The sequence below is a fragment of the Actinomadura sp. NPDC049753 genome (genome assembly GCF_040674655.1).
Classification (GTDB): Bacteria; Actinomycetota; Actinomycetes; order Streptosporangiales; family Streptosporangiaceae; genus Spirillospora; species Spirillospora verrucosospora.
Genome location: NZ_JBFARL010000026.1, coordinates 20964 through 37020 on the forward strand (window position 1 = coordinate 20964; position 16057 = coordinate 37020).

The following is a 16057-nucleotide window of genomic DNA, read 5'->3' on the forward strand; positions in this document are numbered from 1 at the left end:
GAAGCATCACGATGGGCACGTACGTCGTCGTCGGGGCGGGCCTCGTCGGTGCCGCGACCGCCTGGCAGCTGGCCCGGCGAGGGCATGAGGTGACGGTGCTGGAGGGCCGCACGCCGGCCAATGCCGAGGGCAGCTCGCACGGGTCGGCGCGGATCCTCCGGTACGGCTACGCCGACCCGTTCTACGCCCAGATGGTCGTCGACGCACGGCGCGAATGGCGGGAGCTGGAGCGCTCGTCCGGCGAACGGCTCGTCACCCGCACGGGCTCCCTGGACGCCGGGGCGGGCCGTGACCCGGCGGCGCTGGCCGCGGTGCTCGCGAGGGTCGGCGTCGAGCATGAGCTGCTCACCGCCGCCGAGGCGGCCGCGCGCTGGCCGCAGTTCCGTTTCGGCGGCGGAGGACAGGTCCTGTGGCACCCCGGCGCCGGGGTGGTCGACGCGGAGGCCGCGGTGGCGGCCATGCTGCGGCTGGCGGAGGCCGAGGGCGCCCGGGTCGAGACCGGCCGTCCGGTGGCGGCCGTCGAGCGGGTGGGCACCCGGCACCGGGTGGTGGGCGTGGACGGGCGGGCGGAGGAGGCCGAGAAGGTCGTCGTCGCCGCGGGCGGCTGGCTGCCCGACCTGCTCGGCGGCCTCGGGTTGCCGGACTCGTTCCTGGCGGCGTTCCCGCCGCTCCAGGTGATGCAGGAGAACGCCTACCACTTCCCCTACCGGGACGATCCGGGGGAGACGTGGCCGACGTTCATCCACAAGGAGTCGGACGCGCTGGTCTACGGCCTGCCCGGCGGCCGCGACGCCGCCCTCCCGGACGGCCGGAGCGGCCAGAAGGTGGCCGAGTTCAACGGCGGGCGGCCGATCCGGAGCGCGGCCGCTCAGACCGGTGCGATCGACCCGGCCAACCGCGAACGGATCGTCGCCTACGTCCGGCAGGCCCTGCCCGGGGTCGTCCCCGAGCCCTACGCGGAGACGACCTGCCTGTTCACCAACACCCCCACCGAGGACTTCGTGGTCGACGGCGCCGGCGGGATCACGGTCGCCTCGCCGTGCTCCGGGCACGGCGCCAAGTTCGCGCCGCTGCTCGGCCGGATCATCGCCGAAGCGGCGTCGGACGAGCGCCCGGCCCCGGAACGGTTCCGGGTGGGAGCCGGCCGCGCGGCCCCGCCCGCGCGCTGATCCGCGGCTTCCGCCCCGGTACGGGCGAAGATCGCCTAGCCTGCCGGGGTGACGAACACGCCTGAGGAACTCGCGCTGCCCACCGCGCTCGCCGAGGTGGCCGCGATCGGCTTCGAATGGGAATGGGACGACGAGACCGACGAGGCGCGCGGCTGCGACTTCGAGATGTACGACCGCTTCGAGGACCCCGCGAAGACGGCGTGGTGGTTCCGCCTCTGGACCGGCAACCCGGAGGCGGACGGCGGCGTGTTCCGCTTCTTCGGCTCGACCGGGGCGGGCGACTACGCCGGTTTCTGGCTGGTGCGGCCCGGCGTGCCGGTCACCGGCCAGCCCGTGGTCTACATCGGATCCGAGGGCGACCGCGGCGTGATCGCGCGCGATCTCGGCGACCTGCTGTGGCTGTTCGCCGCCGGCCTCGGGCCCGGGGAGGCGTTCGAGGACCCCGAGTCCCCCGAGGAGCCGAACGACGCCTTCCGCGCGATCGCCGAGCGCCACGCCCCCGGCCGCCGTTCGCCCGCCGAGATCGCGGCCGCCGCGCGGGCGGAGTTCCCGCACTTCCCGGACCTCATCGCCTCGATGTGCCGCTGAGCCCGTAGCGCCGGGCGGTTCGGGACCTTCGTCCCCCGGACCGGGACCTCCCTCCCTACCCGTCCCCCCGGCGGGGACGGGATCGTCGACGTGCGCGACGGCCATGCCGCACGGCTGGGCACGACGGGCCGGCGTGCCGCCACGGAACGGGGAGGGACAATGAGCGGCACTGGGACGGGTGTGGCCGAGCCGGCACTCCTGGAGGACCGGCTGCGCGAGCACCACCGGCGCTGCCTGCCCGCGCTGAGCAGGCTCAGGCTGGTGGCGAAGAGCGGCCTCGGAACGGGCGTCGACGTGCGCGCCGCCACCGCCGAGGTCATGGCCGAGCTGAGCGCCGCCGAGGCGATCCTGCTCGGCGCCCAGGCCGGGAGCGTGCGCCGCGAGGCGCTCGCCCACTTCCTGGCGTGCCGCGCCAACCGGCTCACGATCGTCGCCGAGCACGCCGCGGCGACGGCGTCCGCCGGGGATCTGCCCGCCCTGCGGCGCCTGCTCTACCAGTTCCACGCGCTGGCCGAGGCCATGTGGAAGGTGCAGATGGGCCTGCGGGCCCCCGACCTTGGTCCCTGAGGGGTGCGGACGTTCCTCCCTACGCCGCCGCGGCGCGGAAGCCGACCGTGGTCCTAGGACATGCCCGGTGACACCGGGTCGCCGGACGCTCGGCTGAGGGAGGACGAGATGGACGGCCAGGACATGCCGGTCCACGTGGAGGGACGGCTGGAGGAGCCGCTGTCGCGGTGGCTGTGGCTGGTGAAGTGGCTGCTGCTGATCCCGCACTACATCGTGCTGTTCTTCCTGGGGATCGCGTTCACCGTGCTCACCGTGGTCGCGTTCTTCGCGATCCTGGTCACCGGCCGCTACCCGCGGTCGATCTTCGAGTTCGACGTCGGGGTGCTGCGCTGGGCGTGGCGGGTGGCGTTCTACGGGTACGGCGCCCTCGGCACCGACCGGTACCCGCCGTTCACGCTCGGCGACGTCCCGGACTACCCGGCCCGGCTGCGCATCGACTACCCCGAGCATCTGTCGCGGGGGCTGGTGCTGGTGAAGTGGTGGCTGCTGGCGATCCCGCACTACCTGGTGGTCTCGCTGTTCACCGGCGGCGGCATGGGCGGGGAGAACTGGAACTCGCCGGGCGTGGTCGGCCTGCTGGTGCTCGTCGCCGCGATCGCGCTGCTGTTCACCGGAAGCTACCTGCGGGGCGTCTTCCCGTTCGTGATGGGGATGGACCGGTGGGTCCTGCGGGTGGCCGGCTACGCCTTCCTGATGACCGACCGCTACCCGCCGTTCCGGCTGGACATGGGCGAGACGGAGCCCGGCGGGGCGCCGGCGCCCGCGGCGCCCGCGGCGCCGGACGCGCCGGGACGTTAGGCCCCCGCCCCGGGACGTTAGCCCCTGCCACCGGCAGCGCCCCGAGATCGACTCTGGTAGCGAACCTGAGGACCGATGAGGGAGGCTCGCCATGCGAGCGCTGGTGTACCACGGACCCGGCCGGAAGTCCTGGGAGGACGTGCCCAAGCCCGAGATCGTCGCGGACGGCGACGCGGTCGTGCGGGTGGACGCGGTGACCATCTGCGGTACGGACCTGCACATCCTCAAGGGAGACGTCCCGGCGGTGACCGACGGGCGGATCCTCGGGCACGAGGCGGTCGGCACGGTCGAGGCCGTCGGTTCCGGCGTGCGGACGGTCAAGCCGGGCGACCAGGTGCTGGTGTCGTGCATCACCGCGTGCGGCACGTGCCGGTTCTGCCGCGAGGCCCGCTACGGGCAGTGCCTGGGCGGGGGCGGCTGGATCCTCGGCCACAAGATCGACGGGACGCAGGCCGAGTACGTCCGGGTGCCGTTCGCCGACACCTCGGTGCACCCGCTGCCGCAAGGCGTGCCCGCGCAGGACGTGCTGATGCTGGCCGACATCCTGCCGACCGGCTACGAGGTCGGCGTGCTCAACGGCGCCGTCCGCCCCGGCGACGTCGTGGCGGTGGTGGGCGCCGGACCGATCGGGCTCGCGGCGATCATGGGGGCGCGGCTGTTCAGCCCGAGCCATGTCGTCGCGATCGACCTGGCCGACGGCCGGCTGGAGGCGGCCAAGCAGTTCGGCGCCGACGCCACGGTCAACAACTCACGGCAGGACGCCCTGGCCGCGGTCCGCGACATGACCGGCGGACTCGGCGCCGACGTGGCCATCGAGGCCGTCGGCGTCCCCGAGGCCTTCGAGCTCACCGTCGCGCTGGCCCGCCCCGGCGGGCACATCGCCAACATCGGCGTGCACGGCGCTCCGGCCGCGCTGCACCTGGAAGAGCAGTGGATCCGGGACATCACCATCACCACCGGACTGGTGGACACCTTCTCCACGCCCACCCTGCTCCGGCTCGTCGCCGGCCGCCAGCTGGACGCCGGACGGTTCGTCACCCACCACTTCTCGCTGGACGAGTTCCCGACGGCCTACGACGTCTTCTCCGACGCCGCCCGCACCGGCGCCCTCAAAGTCGTCCTGACCCGCTGAACCCCGTGCGGCCGTCCGCGACCGCCGCGCCGTGCGGGCGAGCGGCGAGACGACCCGGAAAGGAGAGGCCATGCCGACCCAGGTCATCGTGGGCGTCGACGGCTCCGCCCACGCCTGGCGGGCCCTCGACTGGGCCGCCGACTACGCCGTCCGGCACCGCCGGCCGCTGGAACTGGTGCACGCGTCCCGCGCGCTGGTGGACGACGGGGTGATCCCCAGGGACGCGCTGGGCCGGCTGGTCGCCGAGCGGGAGGACCTGCTCGCCGAAGCGCGGCAGTACACGCTGAAGGTGCATCCCGACCTCGACGTCGCGACGCGGCTGGACCGGACGGACCCGGGCGGCGCGCTGGTGGAGCGCAGCGAGCACGCGGCGCTCGCGGCCGTCGGCTCGCCCGGTCTGGGCGGGTTCCAGGGCCTGCTGTTCGGGTCGGTCGGGCTGTACACCGCCGCGCACGCCCGGTGCCCCGTCCTGGTGGTGCCGCGTGAGGCGCCCTACCCCTCCGAGGCCCCGGCGCGGATCGTGGTCGGGGTCGAGGACCGCCCCGGCGAGAGCGCCATGGCCGGCTGGGCCTTCGAGGAGGCCGCCTCGCGCGGCGCCGGGCTCCTGGCGCTGCACGCCGTGGGCGGCGAGTTCGGGTCCCCCCGCCGGCGGGTGATGGAGGACCTGGAGCTGTCGGAGGCCCTGGCCGGGCTGCGCGAGCACCATCCGGACGTCCGGGTCGAGCAGTTCGTCTCGGACCGCGCGGCGGCGCAGGCCCTCGTCGAGGCGTCGCGGTCGGCCGCGCTGGTGGTGGTCGGAGCCGCCCGCCGGACGGGCCGGATCGGCATGGCGCTGGGCCGGGTCAACCACGCGGTCCTGCACCACGCGCACTGTCCCGTGGTCGTGGTGCCCATCGACCGGTGACCGGCGCCGCCCGGCGGGACGTCCGCCGGGGAGAAGCGAAGAGGAGTTGACCATGTCCGATCCGATCATCGTCGGAGCCGACGGCTCCGTCCCCTCCGAACGCGCCGTGGCCTGGGCGGCCGACGAGGCCGCCCGGTACGGGCGCGCGCTGAAGATCTTGCACGCGGTGGAGCGGTGGGGGTTCGACGTGCCGCTCAACACCGCCCCCGGCGAGGTGGTCTCACTGACGCTGCAGGGTGAGGAGGTGCTGGCCGCCGCCGAGCGCGGCGCGCACGCCCGGCGGCCGGAGGTGCCGGTGAGCCTGGAACTGGCGTCCGCGCGCACCGTCCGGGCACTGTCCGAGCACTCCGAGGAGGCGTTCGAGCTGGTGGTGGGCTGCCGGGGTCTCGGCGGGTTCGCGGGCCTGGTCCTCGGCTCGGTCGGGCTGGGCGCGGTCCGCCACTCCGTCTGTCCGGTCGTGGTGGTGCGCGGCGAACCGGCCGCCGAGCGCGGCGAGATCGCCGTGGGCGTCGGCCTCGGCGACGACTCCGCCGTTCTGCGGTACGCGTTCCGGGCCGCCGCCGTGCGGGACGCGAGGCTGCGCGTCGTGCACGCCTGGCCGTTCCCCGCGGCCCGGGACGAGCACGGAGAGGGCCTCGACCTCCGGCGCCTCGAGGAGCGGGCCCGGTGGCGCGTCATCGAGGCGCACGCGCCCCTGCGCAAGAGCTTCCCGGGGGTGGAGGTCGTGGAGGACATCGTGCAGGACAACCCCGCCGCCGCGCTCGTCGCCGCGTCCCGCGACGTCGATCTGGTGATCGCCGGCTCGCATCCCCGCGAGGGCCTGACCGTGCCGCGCAGCCGCGCGGTGACGCACGGCCTCCTCCACCACGCGCACTGCCCGGTCGCGGTCGTCCCCACCGTGGGCGCCTCCGCACCTTGAGCGCGCATCGGACATGGACGCCGCATCGCGCAAGGCCCGGCACCCGCCGGGCCTTGCGCGATGAACGGGATGAACGGGCGGCGAGGGCCGCCGGGCGCCGTCACGCCGTCGAGCCGTTCAGGCCGCGGTCTCGTGGTCGTCGACCGGGGAGACTCCGACGCGCTGACCGGTGATCTGCCGGCAGGAGACCAGGATGAACTCCGCCCCGGCTCCGGCCGTCCAGGGCCGGAGGGCCTCGCGGGCGCGCTCCCCGGGATCGCGGACGACCCGGGCCCGCCCGATCGCGGTGACCGACCACCCGCTTCGGCAGGCGGCGTCCAGATCGTCGGCCTGGAAGGCCACGATCGCGCCCCGGGTCGCGGCCGGCAGCCGGGAACCGCGCGGCGCCGCGATGACCACGTCCTCGCCGTCGACGACGAAGCCGACCGGCGCCACGGCGGGCAGCGCCTGCTCGGTGAAGACGATCCGGCCGACGGCGGCGGTGCTCATGAGGCGCAGGCACTCCGCTCCCGTGAGGCCCGCCGCCTCGTTCGCGCTCCTCATGGCTTCCTCCCTCATGTCTCCATGCTCCGCTCCGCCCGCGGCGGGCGGGAGGGGCCAAGGTCACCTCACCGGACGCCGTCCGTCCCGTCCCGGCCGGGCCCTTCGAACGGTCCGGCTCGGCCGCCGGCCGGCGGCGGCCTGCCGGCCTGCAGGGGGCTCTCCCAGGAAGCGCCCGGCTGGATCTCGATCTCCTCGGCGCCGTAGGAGATGCGGATGGGGGAGGCCGCGCCCGGGCGCAGGGCGACGCGGACGAGGTCCTGGCGGCAGGTCAGGTCGATGCCCCAGTTGCCGCGGTAGCGCAGCCCGAGGCGCAGCTCGCCGACCGCCGGGGGCAGGCGCGGCTCCAGCCGCAGCGCGCCGCCACGGGTGCGGACGCCGGCGTGGCAGCGCTGGACGAGGTCGACGGTGCCGGCCATCGCGCCCAGGTGGACGCCCTCGGCGATGGTGCCGTGCTGGACGCCCGTGACGTCGGTGAACAGCGATTCGAGGAAGACGTCCCAGGCCTCGTCGCCGTCGGCGTGGGCGAGGATCCAGGCGTGGACGAGCGAGCTCAGCGTCGATCCGTCGCAGGTGCGGGGCAGGTAGTAGGCGATGGTCCTGGCGGCGAGCCCGGGCCCGTGCTCGTAGCCGAGGTTCCGCAGGACGGCGTCCAGTTCGCCCGGCGAGAGCACGTAGAAGAGCATGAGCACGTCGGCCTGCTTCGAGGCCTTGTAGCGGTTCGGCGAGTCGCCCTCGGCCTCCAGGATCCGGTCCAGCCTGCGGATGTCGCCGTAGCGTCGCCGGTAGCGGGCCCAGTCGAGCTCCTCCAGGCCGCCGTAGCCCTCGAACTGGCTGATCACCCCGGCGTGGAAGGGGACGTGCATCTTGCGCGCCACGTCCTCGAAGCGGGTGATCTCCTCGCGGGTCAGCGCGAGCCGTTCGCGCAGCTCCCCGCGGCGGTCCTCCGGGAGGACGGCGAGCGCCTCCAGCGCCCGCTCCAGCAGCCAGGCGGCGAGGACGTTGGTGTAGGCGTTGTCGTCCAGGCCGGGCCGGTCCCGTCCCGGGTAGGCGTCGTGGTACTCGTCCGGGCCCATGACGCCGCGGATCCCGTACCGGTCGGTGGATCGGTCGTAGACCGTCAGGCCGGCGAAGAACCGGGCGACCTCCAGCATGATCTCGGCGCCGTACTCGGCGAGGAACTCGGCGTCGCCGGTCGCCTCGTAGAAGCGCCAGACGTTGAGCGCGATGGTCAGGCCGACGTGGCGCTGCAGGTGCGTGTGGTCGGGCAGCCACCGGCCCGACCGCGGGTTGAGGTGGACGAGCTGGGTCTCCTCGCGGCCGTCGGCGGCACTCTGCCACGGGTACATGGCGCCGCGGTGCCCGGCGGCCGCGGCGGCGCGCCGGGCGGCGGGCAGCCGCCGCCACCGGTACAGCAGCAGCGCGCGGGCGATCTCGGGGAACCGCATGGTCAGGAACGGGAGGACGAACACCTCGTCCCAGAAGACGTGGCCGCGGTAGGCCTCCCCGTGCAGGCCGCGGGCCGGGACCCCGACGTCCAGGTCCACGATGTGCTCCGACAGGGTCTGCAGCAGATGGAAGATGTGCAGGTTGAGGACGCGCTGGACCTCGACGTGGTCGACGCTCAGCTGGCAGCGCCGCCACAGCCGGTTCCACGCCAGCGTGTGCCGCTCCAGCAGGGCGTCGAAGCCCCCCGCCTCCGCCGCGGCGCCCAGCGCGGCCTCCCCGGCCTCCTCGACGGCGCGGTCGCGGGAGGTGAACACCGCCGCCACCTTCTCGACCGTGACGTGCGCGCCCTGCGCGGCGTCGACGGTCAGGTCCTGGGCGGCCCACCCGTCCTCGGCGAGCCGGGAGGCCCCGGCGGGGACCGACACCCGGGTGCGGGCCGCGACCCCGATGCCGATCTTCGAGGAGACGGTCGAGGCGCGCAGCAGGAGCGGGTCCCGGTCGTCCTGCCGCGGCGGCTCCTCGCGGGTCAGGTGGGTTCCGGGCAGGTCGCGGTACCGCTCGACGCCGGCGTTGGAGACCCGGCCGTCCAGCGCGGACCGGATGTGCAGCGTGCCGCTCCAGTCCTCGGCGACGATCGTGGTCTCGAGCGCGGCAAGGTGCGGATCGTCCATGGAGACGATCCGGCGCTGGGCCAGGCGGAACGTCCGCCCGGCCCGGTCGCGCACGCGGACGAGCCGGGTCAGGACGCCGCGCCGCAGGTCGAGTTCCTGCCGGTAGGACAGGAGCCGGTCCTCCGCGAGGGCGGCGTCCGGATCGAACCACTCGCCGCCCTCGGCGCGGAAGGTCAGCGGCAGCCAGTTCGGCATGTTGACGAGGTCGGCGTTGTCGGCGCGCAGCCCGCCGATCTCGGCAGGGAGACGGTCGTAGCAGCCGGCGATGTAGGTCCCGGGATAGTGGACGCCGTCGGCCGCCGACTCGGGGGCGGTGCCCCGGGTGGCGACATAGCCGTTGCCGAGGGTGCACAGCGCCTCCCGCACCCCTTCCGTCGCGGGATCGTAGCCGTCGTAGGCCAGGATCCACCGGCTCATGGCGTCTCCTCACACCGTCTCGTCGGGGCCCTCGGCCGGGCACTCCCGCCAACCACGCTGTCATCGGCCCCTCGCCTCCCGGCAGTACCGGACGACCCGGCGCGCCGGGACTTTCGGCCCGTGCCCCGCGGGCTCCGACCAGCCGAAACTGAAGTCGGGACCTCTGTTCGAGGAGGGGGGACGGATGGCGGCGCTGACGAGGGCTCAGAGGTCGAACGTCTTGTTCGGCTATGACGGGACCAAGGAGAACGACCCCGCGCTGCGCTGGGCGGTGGAGGAGGCGCGGCTGCGCGGGCTCGACCTGATGCTGTGCTACTGCTGGCACTGGCCGTACCCGAGCGGCCACGTGGACGCCGGCGTGCAGGCGGTGCTCCAGCGTGCGGGGGAGAACCTCCTGCGCAAGGGGGCGCGCCGCGCACGCGACCTGGGCGCGGAGGGGAAGGTGCGCACGCTGCTGAGGCGGGAGCCCGCCTGCGACACGCTGGTGTACGAGTCCGACGACGCGGAGCTGATCGTGGTCGGCTCGCACGAGCGGCACCTGCTGCCCCCGGGCTCGACGGCGACGGAGCTCCCCGCGCGGACCCGCCGCCCCGTGGTGGCCGTCCGCGGCGCCGACGGCCACCACGGCCTCATCGTGGCCGGGATCGACGCGTCGGAGCACGCGGACGCGGCGGTCGGCTTCGCCATCGAGGAGGCCGCGCTGCGCGAGTGCGACCTGCGCGTCGTGCACGGGGCGTGGGAGCCCGGCGCCGTGCCCGAGAGCGACCTGCCGCTGTTCGCCGACAAGGCCAGGCTGTTCCAGGCGCGGGCCGCGATGCTGGAGCGGGTCGTCCACCCCTGGCGGCGGCGGTACCCGAAGGTCCATGTGGACGTCTCGCTGCTGCTGGAGCGGCCCCGTGAGACGCTGCTGAACGCCGCCGACGGCGCCGACCTGCTCGTGGTGGGCGATCGCGGCACCGGAAGCCTGGATCCGCTGCTGCTGGGGGCGACCAGCTCGGCGATGCTGCACCACGCCCCCTGCTCGGTCGCGATCGTCCCGGCGCCCCGGTACGCAGCCCAGAGCGTCGCCTGAGGGGACGCCCCGCCGGCCGCTCGCGCCCTCGCCGCGGGCGGCCGCCGCCGGTTCAGTCGGGGGCGATGTTGCTCCGGCCCGGGTGCGGGGCGGGGGTCTCGCGGGGGAGCACGGGCTCGATCCGGTACAGCGACGGCATGCCGCCGGTCCGCGCCGGGATCTCGCGGTGCACCCCGGCGAGGGCGCAGACCAGGTCCCGTGCGGTGACGAGGCCGGCCAGGGCGCCGTGCTCGTCCGTCACCGCCACGTAGTCGCGGTCCGACTCCAGCATGGCCAGGGCCGCTTCGGCGACGGCGGCCGACGGGCGCACCGTCGCGGGCGGCCGGGACGGCAGGAGGTCCGTGACGGGGCGGCGCGCCTCGCGGGGAACGGCGGCGTTCCAGGTCGAGGTGAGGGTCTGGGCGTCCAGGACGCCGAGGAAGCCGCCCTCGACGTCGGTGACGGGCAGGTGGTGGATCTCGGCCCGGCACATCAGCTCCCAGGCCATGATCACGGACTCGTCCGCGGCGATGGTGAGCAGGTCGCGGCTCATCAGCTCGGCGACGGCGCGCTGCTCCAGCGGTGGGCTCGACGTCATGGCTCCTCCTCCGGGCCGAACGGCTTGCCTCCTGCTCCAGACTTCTCCCGGCCGCCTGCCGCCGGCAGGGGCGAACGTCCCCCGCCCTGGCGCCGGAGGGCCGGATCGGCGCGCGACTGGACGTACTTCAGAATCTCGATCACCACGTAGGAGACGGCGGCGATGACGACGATCCGCGCCCACGCGCCGGCGCCGAGCGGGGCGGAGTGGAACAGGCCGTTCATGAAGGGCGCGTAGGTGTAGAGCGCCTGGATGGCGATGAGGGCCAGGACGCTGGCGCCGACCCAGGGGTTGCGGCGGACGCCGTGCCACAGCATCGGACGGTCCAGCGACAGGCAGTTGAAGAGGTAGGTGAGCAGCGTCAGCGCGAAGACGTTGACGACGATCGTCTGCGCGACCTCCGCTGTGGCGCCGTGGGCGCGTTCCCAGTGCTGGAGGCCGAACGCCCCGGTGAGCAGGATCCCCGAGACCACCAGGATGCGCAGCGTCATCGAGCGGGTGAGCAGCGGCAGGGACGGGTCGCGGGGCGGGCGGCGCATGATGTGCTCGTCCTTCGGCTCGACGGAGAACGGCAGGCCGAGCACGAGCACCGCGGTCATGTTCAGCCAGAGGACCTGCAGCGGCAGGACGGGCAGCGCCGTGCCCGCGACGATCGCGGCGACCAGCACGAGCCCGAGCCCGATGTTGGACGGCAGCGCCCAGACGATGAACTTGACCAGGTTGTCGAAGACGCCGCGCCCCTCCTCGACGGCCTTCTCGATCGAGGCGAAGTCGTCGCCGGTGAGGACCATGTCGGCCGACTCCTTGGCGGCGTCGGTGCCGGCCCGTCCCATGGCGACGCCGATGTCGGCCTGCTTGAGCGCGGGCGCGTCGTTGACCCCGTCCCCGGTCATCGCGATGACGTGCCCCCGGTCCTGCAGGATCTGGACGAGGCGGAGCTTCTGCTCGGGGGAGACGCGGGCGAAGACGGTGGTGGCCTGGACGCGTTCGGCGGAGACGCCCGAGGTCAGCTCGGCGCCCGTCATCACCTCGCCGTCCAGCCCGACGCGGGTTCCGATGGCGCGCGCCGTGGCGGCGTGGTCACCAGTGATCATTTTGACCTGGACGCCGGCGTCGTGGCAGGTCCGGACGGCCCGGGCGGCGTCCTCGCGGGGCGGGTCGAACATGGCCTGCAGGCCGAGGAAGGTCAGCGGGGGCGGTTCGTCCAGCCCGGAGCCGCCGGCGCGTCCCCGGGCGAAGGCCAGCACGCGCAGCGCCTGGCCGCCGTAGGCCTCGGCGCGCGCGGTGACCGCCGCGCGGTCGAGCGGGACGGGCGCGCCGTCCGGACCGGCGGCGTCCTCGCACAGCTCCAGGATCCGCTCGACGGGGCCCTTGACGTAGACGGCGCCGTCCTCGTGCAGGGTGGCCATGTAGCGGCGCTCGGCGGTGAACGGCAGGGTTGCGACGCGGTCCGGCACGCCGTCGACGCCGGCCTTGGCCGCGCTGGTCAGCAGGGCGCCCTCGGTCGGGTCCCCGGTGATGTGCCAGCCGTCCCGCCGGTGCAGTTGCGCGTCGTTGCAGCCGAGGCCGGCCAGCAGCGTCTCCCGGAGCGCTGGGTGGTCCGCGGCGTCGGCGTCCCGGCCGTCCCGCCGGATCGTCCCGGTGGGCGCGTAGCCGGTGCCGGTGACGGTGTAGTCGCGCCCCCCGGCGGTGACGGCGGTGACGGTCATCTGGTTCCGGGTGAGGGTGCCGGTCTTGTCGGTGCAGATGACGGTGGTGCTGCCGAGCGTCTCGACGGCGGGCAGGTGCCGGACGATGGCGCCGCGGCCGACCATGCGCGAGACGCCGAGCGCGAGGGTGATCGTGACGACGGCGGGCAGCCCCTCGGGGATCGCGCCGACCGCGAGGGCGACCGCGGCGGTGAGCATCTCGGTCGCGCCGCGCCCGCGGAGCACGCCGATGAGGAAGGTCAGCGCGGCCAGCGCCAGGATCGCCACCGTCACGATCTTGCTGAAGTGCGCGATCTTGCGGGTGAGGGGCGTCTGGACCGCGCCGGTGCCCTGCACCAGGCGGTGGATGCCGCCGAGCTCGGTGTCCGCTCCGGTCGCCACCACCAGGCCCGCGGCGCTCCCGGACGTCGCCAGCGTGCCGGAGAAGGCCATGCCGGTGCGGTCGGCGAGCGCGGCCTCGTCCTGTGCCGCGGTGTCCTTGGCGACGGGCACCGACTCGCCGGTGAGCGCCGACTCGTCCACCGCGAACTCGTCGGCGCGCAGCAGCCGCAGGTCGGCCGGGACCTTGTCGCCGGCCTCCAGCCTGACCAGGTCGCCGCACACCAGTTCGGTCGACGGCACGCGCCGGGCCGCGCCGTCGCGGACGACCAGCGCCGCCGTCCGGGCCATGGCGGCCAGAGCGCCCAGCGCCTTCTCCGCGCGCGACTCCTGGACGAAGCCGACGACGGCGTTGACGACCACCACCCCGAGGATCACTAGGGCGTCCACGTGCTCGCCGAGCAGCCCGGTCACCGCCGCCGACACCAGCAGCACGTAGATCAGCGGGCTGTTGAACTGCAGGAGGAACCGCACGACGGGGCCGCGCCCGCGCGCGGCGGGCAGCGTGTTGGGCCCGTCGCGCTCCAGCCGTCGCGCCGCCTCACCGGAGGAGAGCCCGTCGGAGGCGTCGCCGCCGAACTCGCGCACGACCGCGTCGGCCGTCCTGCGGTACGGCGCCGGAGCCGTCGTCATCGGGGCCCGCGGCCGCGGCCGCCGGGGTCGGCGACCGCGGGGTCGCAGCGAACGTCCATCGTCGCACCTCCTGCCGCCCCCAGCTTGGCCGCACCCCGCGGCCGGGAGCAGGGCCGAAGGTCCCGGCGTCGGCGGACCCACGCCTCTGACCGCTCCGCCGCGGGGTTGTGAGTCTTGGAGATCTGGAGGTGGAAGGCGATGGACGGAGCACATGTCCTGGTCGGGTTCGACGGTTCCCCCGCCGCCGGGCGCGCCCTGCGCTGGGCGGCGGCGGAGGCGGCGCTGCGCGGCGTGCCCCTGCGGGTCTGCCACGCCTGGAACTGGCCCTATCCCGCCGGGCCGGAGGGGGACGAGGCACTGGAGATCGTCCGCGGCATGGGCGTCATCGCCCTGGAGGACGGGCTCAGGATCGCCCGGGAGACCGCACCCGGTCTGGAGGTGCGGCCGCTGCTGTCCAAGGGCACGCCGCCCGCCGCGCTGCTGGCGGCGTCGCAGGACGCCGAGCTGATCGTGGTCGGCGCCCGCGGGGCCGGCGGCTTCGACCGGCTCCCGCTCGGCTCCACCGCCGTCCACGTCCCCGCGCACGCCGACCGTCCCGTCGTCGTCGTGCCCTCCCACGACCCGGCGCGGGCCGCGAAGAGGATCGTCGTCGGGATCGACGGGTCGCCCGCGAGCCAGGCCGCGCTGCGGTTCGCCCTGTGCGAGGCCGCGCTGTGGCACGCCTCGGTGACGCTGGTGTGCGCGTGGTGGGACCCCGCCGCGCTCCCGGGCCCGGACCGGCTGCCGTTCAGCGATCCGCAGGGCCTTGAGGAGCAGGCCAAGGCGCGGTTCGCCGCGGCGGTCGCGCCCCTTCTCGCCGCGCACCCCGGGATCGCCGTCGAGCGGCGGTTCGTCCTGGAGCGGGCCGGGCGCGCCCTCGCCGACGAGGCCCGGGACGCGAGGCTGCTCGTGGTCGGCGACCGCGGCATCGGTTCGTCCCCCAAGACCCTGCTCGGCGCCGTCACGAGGTTCGTGCTGCACGAGGCGCCGGGTCCGGTCGCGGTCGTCCACGACCGCGACCCCCACGCGAAGGAGCCGTCATGATCCGGGTACTGGTGGCGTACGCCTCCGAGCGCGGAGGAACCGCCGAGATCGCCGAATGGGTGGGCGCCGCGCTGCGCGAATCGGGCGTGGAGGCCGACGTGCGCCCCGCGGGGGACGTCGACGCCCTCGACGGGTACGACGCCGTCGTCGTCGGCGGCGCCCTGTACGTCGGGCGCTGGCACCGGGAGGCGCGCCGCTTCGTCCGGCACCACGCCGACGCGCTTGCGCACCGGCCGGTGTGGCTGTTCAGCAGCGGCCCGCTGGACGACGGCGCGCGGGAGCGCACGATCGATCCCGTGCCCGGCGTCGCCAAGTTCGCCCGCCGGATCCGCGCCCGTGGCCACGCCACCTTCGGCGGCCGGCTGGCTCCCGACGCCCGGGGCTTCATGGCCGCCAAGATCGCCCGGACGGCGTCGGGGGACTACCGCGACCGCGACCGCGTCGGCGACTGGGCCGCCGGCATCGCCCGCGACCTGCGGAGCGTGACCGTATGAACCGGATCATCGTCGGGGACGACGGTTCGGAGCCGAGCCTGCTCGCGGTCGACTGGGCCGCCGGCGAGGCCGCCCGCCGCGGCGCCTCGCTGCACGTCGTGTACGTGGTCACGCCGTGGCTGTTCGACGTCCCCGCCGATCCGGGCGCCGCCCGCGTCCGCGAGCAGCTGCTGGACGGCGGCCGGGACATCGTCGAGCTCGCCGTGGCCCGCGCCCGCGACCGCGTTCCGGGCCTGGAGGTGACCGGCGAGCAGACCGGCGGGCAGCCCGCCAAGGTGCTCGTCGAGCAGGCGCGCGACGCGCTGATGGTCGTGGCCGGCTCGCGCGGGTCGGGCGGCCTTTCGGGGCTGCTGCTGGGCTCGGTGGCGATGCAGGTCGCCACGCATGCGGCGTGTCCGGTGGTGGTCGCCCGGAACCCGGACGCGGACCCGAGTGGAGACGTCGTGGTCGGGGTGGACGGTTCCCCGGCGGGCGCGGACGCCGTCGGGTTCGCCTTCGAGGAGGCGTCCCTGCGCGGGGTGCGGCTGCGCGCCCTGACGGCCTGGACGCACCCGGTCCCTTCGGGCCGGGGCGACATGCAGCCTCTCGTCTACGACCGCGCCGTCGTGGCCGCAGAGGAGGAGCGCGTCCTCGCCGAGTCGCTCGCCGGGTGGCGGGCCAGGTACCCCGACGTCAAGGTGGTGTCCGAGGCCGTCAACGGCCGGGCCGCGAAGGTTCTGGCGGACGCGTCCGCCGACGCGGGCCTGCTGGTCGTCGGCTCCCGCGGGCACGGGGGGTTCGGCGGGCTCCTGCTCGGATCGGTGGGCCACGCGATGCTCATGCGCGCGCACTGCCCGGTCGCCATCGTCCGGAGGACGCGATGAGGTCGTCCGGAGGACGCGATGAGGTCGTCCGGAGGACGCGATGAGGTCGTCCGGAGGTGACCGGGAAGCCTGGCCCGGCCGCCCCCCCAAGGAC

15 protein-coding genes are annotated in these 16057 nt (G+C 74.9%); 11 read left to right on the plus strand and 4 right to left on the minus strand.

What is annotated here, in order from left to right:
- Positions 1-11: 11 nt before the first annotated feature.
- The 7 genes from AB0K37_RS10055 (at position 12) to AB0K37_RS10085 (ending at position 6077) form a co-directional block, all read left to right on the plus strand.
- Positions 12-1169, plus strand: a complete 1158-nt coding sequence (locus tag AB0K37_RS10055) for an FAD-dependent oxidoreductase (protein WP_363977633.1) — start codon at positions 12-14, stop codon at positions 1167-1169.
- Positions 1170-1217: 48 nt separating this feature from the next.
- Positions 1218-1757: an SMI1/KNR4 family protein gene (locus AB0K37_RS10060; RefSeq protein ID WP_363977636.1), complete on the plus strand. Its 540-nt coding sequence runs from the start codon at positions 1218-1220 to the stop codon at positions 1755-1757.
- A 159-nt stretch (positions 1758-1916) separates the two neighbouring features.
- Entirely contained in the window at positions 1917-2324 is a 408-nt protein-coding gene (locus AB0K37_RS10065) for a hypothetical protein (RefSeq protein WP_363977639.1), read from the plus strand.
- Between the two features lie 108 nt (positions 2325-2432).
- Entirely contained in the window at positions 2433-3122 is a 690-nt protein-coding gene (locus tag AB0K37_RS10070) for a DUF4389 domain-containing protein (RefSeq protein WP_363977642.1), read from the plus strand.
- 91 nt (positions 3123-3213) lie between these two features.
- Positions 3214-4254 (plus strand): zinc-dependent alcohol dehydrogenase family protein, encoded by a 1041-nt coding sequence (locus AB0K37_RS10075; RefSeq protein WP_363977645.1) that lies wholly within the window; start codon positions 3214-3216, stop codon positions 4252-4254.
- Positions 4255-4324: 70 nt separating this feature from the next.
- Positions 4325-5158: a universal stress protein gene (locus tag AB0K37_RS10080; protein ID WP_363977648.1), complete on the plus strand. Its 834-nt coding sequence runs from the start codon at positions 4325-4327 to the stop codon at positions 5156-5158.
- A 52-nt stretch (positions 5159-5210) separates the two neighbouring features.
- A complete protein-coding gene (locus AB0K37_RS10085; protein WP_363977651.1) occupies positions 5211-6077 on the plus strand; it encodes a universal stress protein in 867 nt (288 codons plus the stop codon).
- Positions 6078-6194: 117 nt separating this feature from the next.
- On the opposite strand, the gene AB0K37_RS10090 is transcribed toward AB0K37_RS10085, so the two are convergent.
- Both AB0K37_RS10090 and AB0K37_RS10095 read right to left on the minus strand, forming a co-directional pair.
- The gene (locus tag AB0K37_RS10090) at positions 6195-6620 is read right to left on the minus strand and encodes a pyridoxamine 5'-phosphate oxidase family protein (protein WP_363977654.1); all 426 of its coding nucleotides are present in this window, start codon (positions 6618-6620) and stop codon (positions 6195-6197) included.
- 65 nt (positions 6621-6685) lie between these two features.
- Positions 6686-9154, minus strand: coding sequence for a glycosyl hydrolase family 65 protein (locus AB0K37_RS10095; RefSeq protein ID WP_363977657.1), 2469 nt, complete (start codon positions 9152-9154; stop codon positions 6686-6688).
- A gap of 184 nt (positions 9155-9338) precedes the next feature.
- Between AB0K37_RS10095 and AB0K37_RS10100 the strand changes: the two genes are divergently transcribed.
- A complete protein-coding gene (locus AB0K37_RS10100) occupies positions 9339-10226 on the plus strand; it encodes a universal stress protein (protein WP_363977660.1) in 888 nt (295 codons plus the stop codon).
- A 52-nt stretch (positions 10227-10278) separates the two neighbouring features.
- On the opposite strand, the gene AB0K37_RS10105 is transcribed toward AB0K37_RS10100, so the two are convergent.
- Both AB0K37_RS10105 and AB0K37_RS10110 read right to left on the minus strand, forming a co-directional pair.
- Positions 10279-10803, minus strand: a complete 525-nt coding sequence (locus tag AB0K37_RS10105; RefSeq protein WP_363977663.1) for a CBS domain-containing protein — start codon at positions 10801-10803, stop codon at positions 10279-10281.
- Positions 10800-13523, minus strand: coding sequence for an HAD-IC family P-type ATPase (locus tag AB0K37_RS10110; protein ID WP_363977666.1), 2724 nt, complete (start codon positions 13521-13523; stop codon positions 10800-10802). Before AB0K37_RS10110 ends, AB0K37_RS10105 begins: the two co-directional genes overlap by 4 nt.
- A gap of 198 nt (positions 13524-13721) precedes the next feature.
- On the opposite strand from AB0K37_RS10110, the gene AB0K37_RS10115 reads away from it, so the two are divergent.
- From AB0K37_RS10115 to AB0K37_RS10125, 3 genes are read left to right on the plus strand one after another with little or no spacing between them, the layout of a single operon-like run.
- Positions 13722-14606, plus strand: coding sequence for a universal stress protein (locus tag AB0K37_RS10115; RefSeq protein WP_363977669.1), 885 nt, complete (start codon positions 13722-13724; stop codon positions 14604-14606).
- Positions 14603-15100, plus strand: coding sequence for a flavodoxin domain-containing protein (locus tag AB0K37_RS10120; RefSeq protein ID WP_363977672.1), 498 nt, complete (start codon positions 14603-14605; stop codon positions 15098-15100). Before AB0K37_RS10115 ends, AB0K37_RS10120 begins: the two co-directional genes overlap by 4 nt.
- Complete coding sequence (locus AB0K37_RS10125; protein ID WP_363977675.1) at positions 15097-15963, plus strand: universal stress protein; 867 nt, start codon at positions 15097-15099, stop codon at positions 15961-15963. Before AB0K37_RS10120 ends, AB0K37_RS10125 begins: the two co-directional genes overlap by 4 nt.
- The last annotated feature ends 94 nt before the right edge of the window (positions 15964-16057 follow it).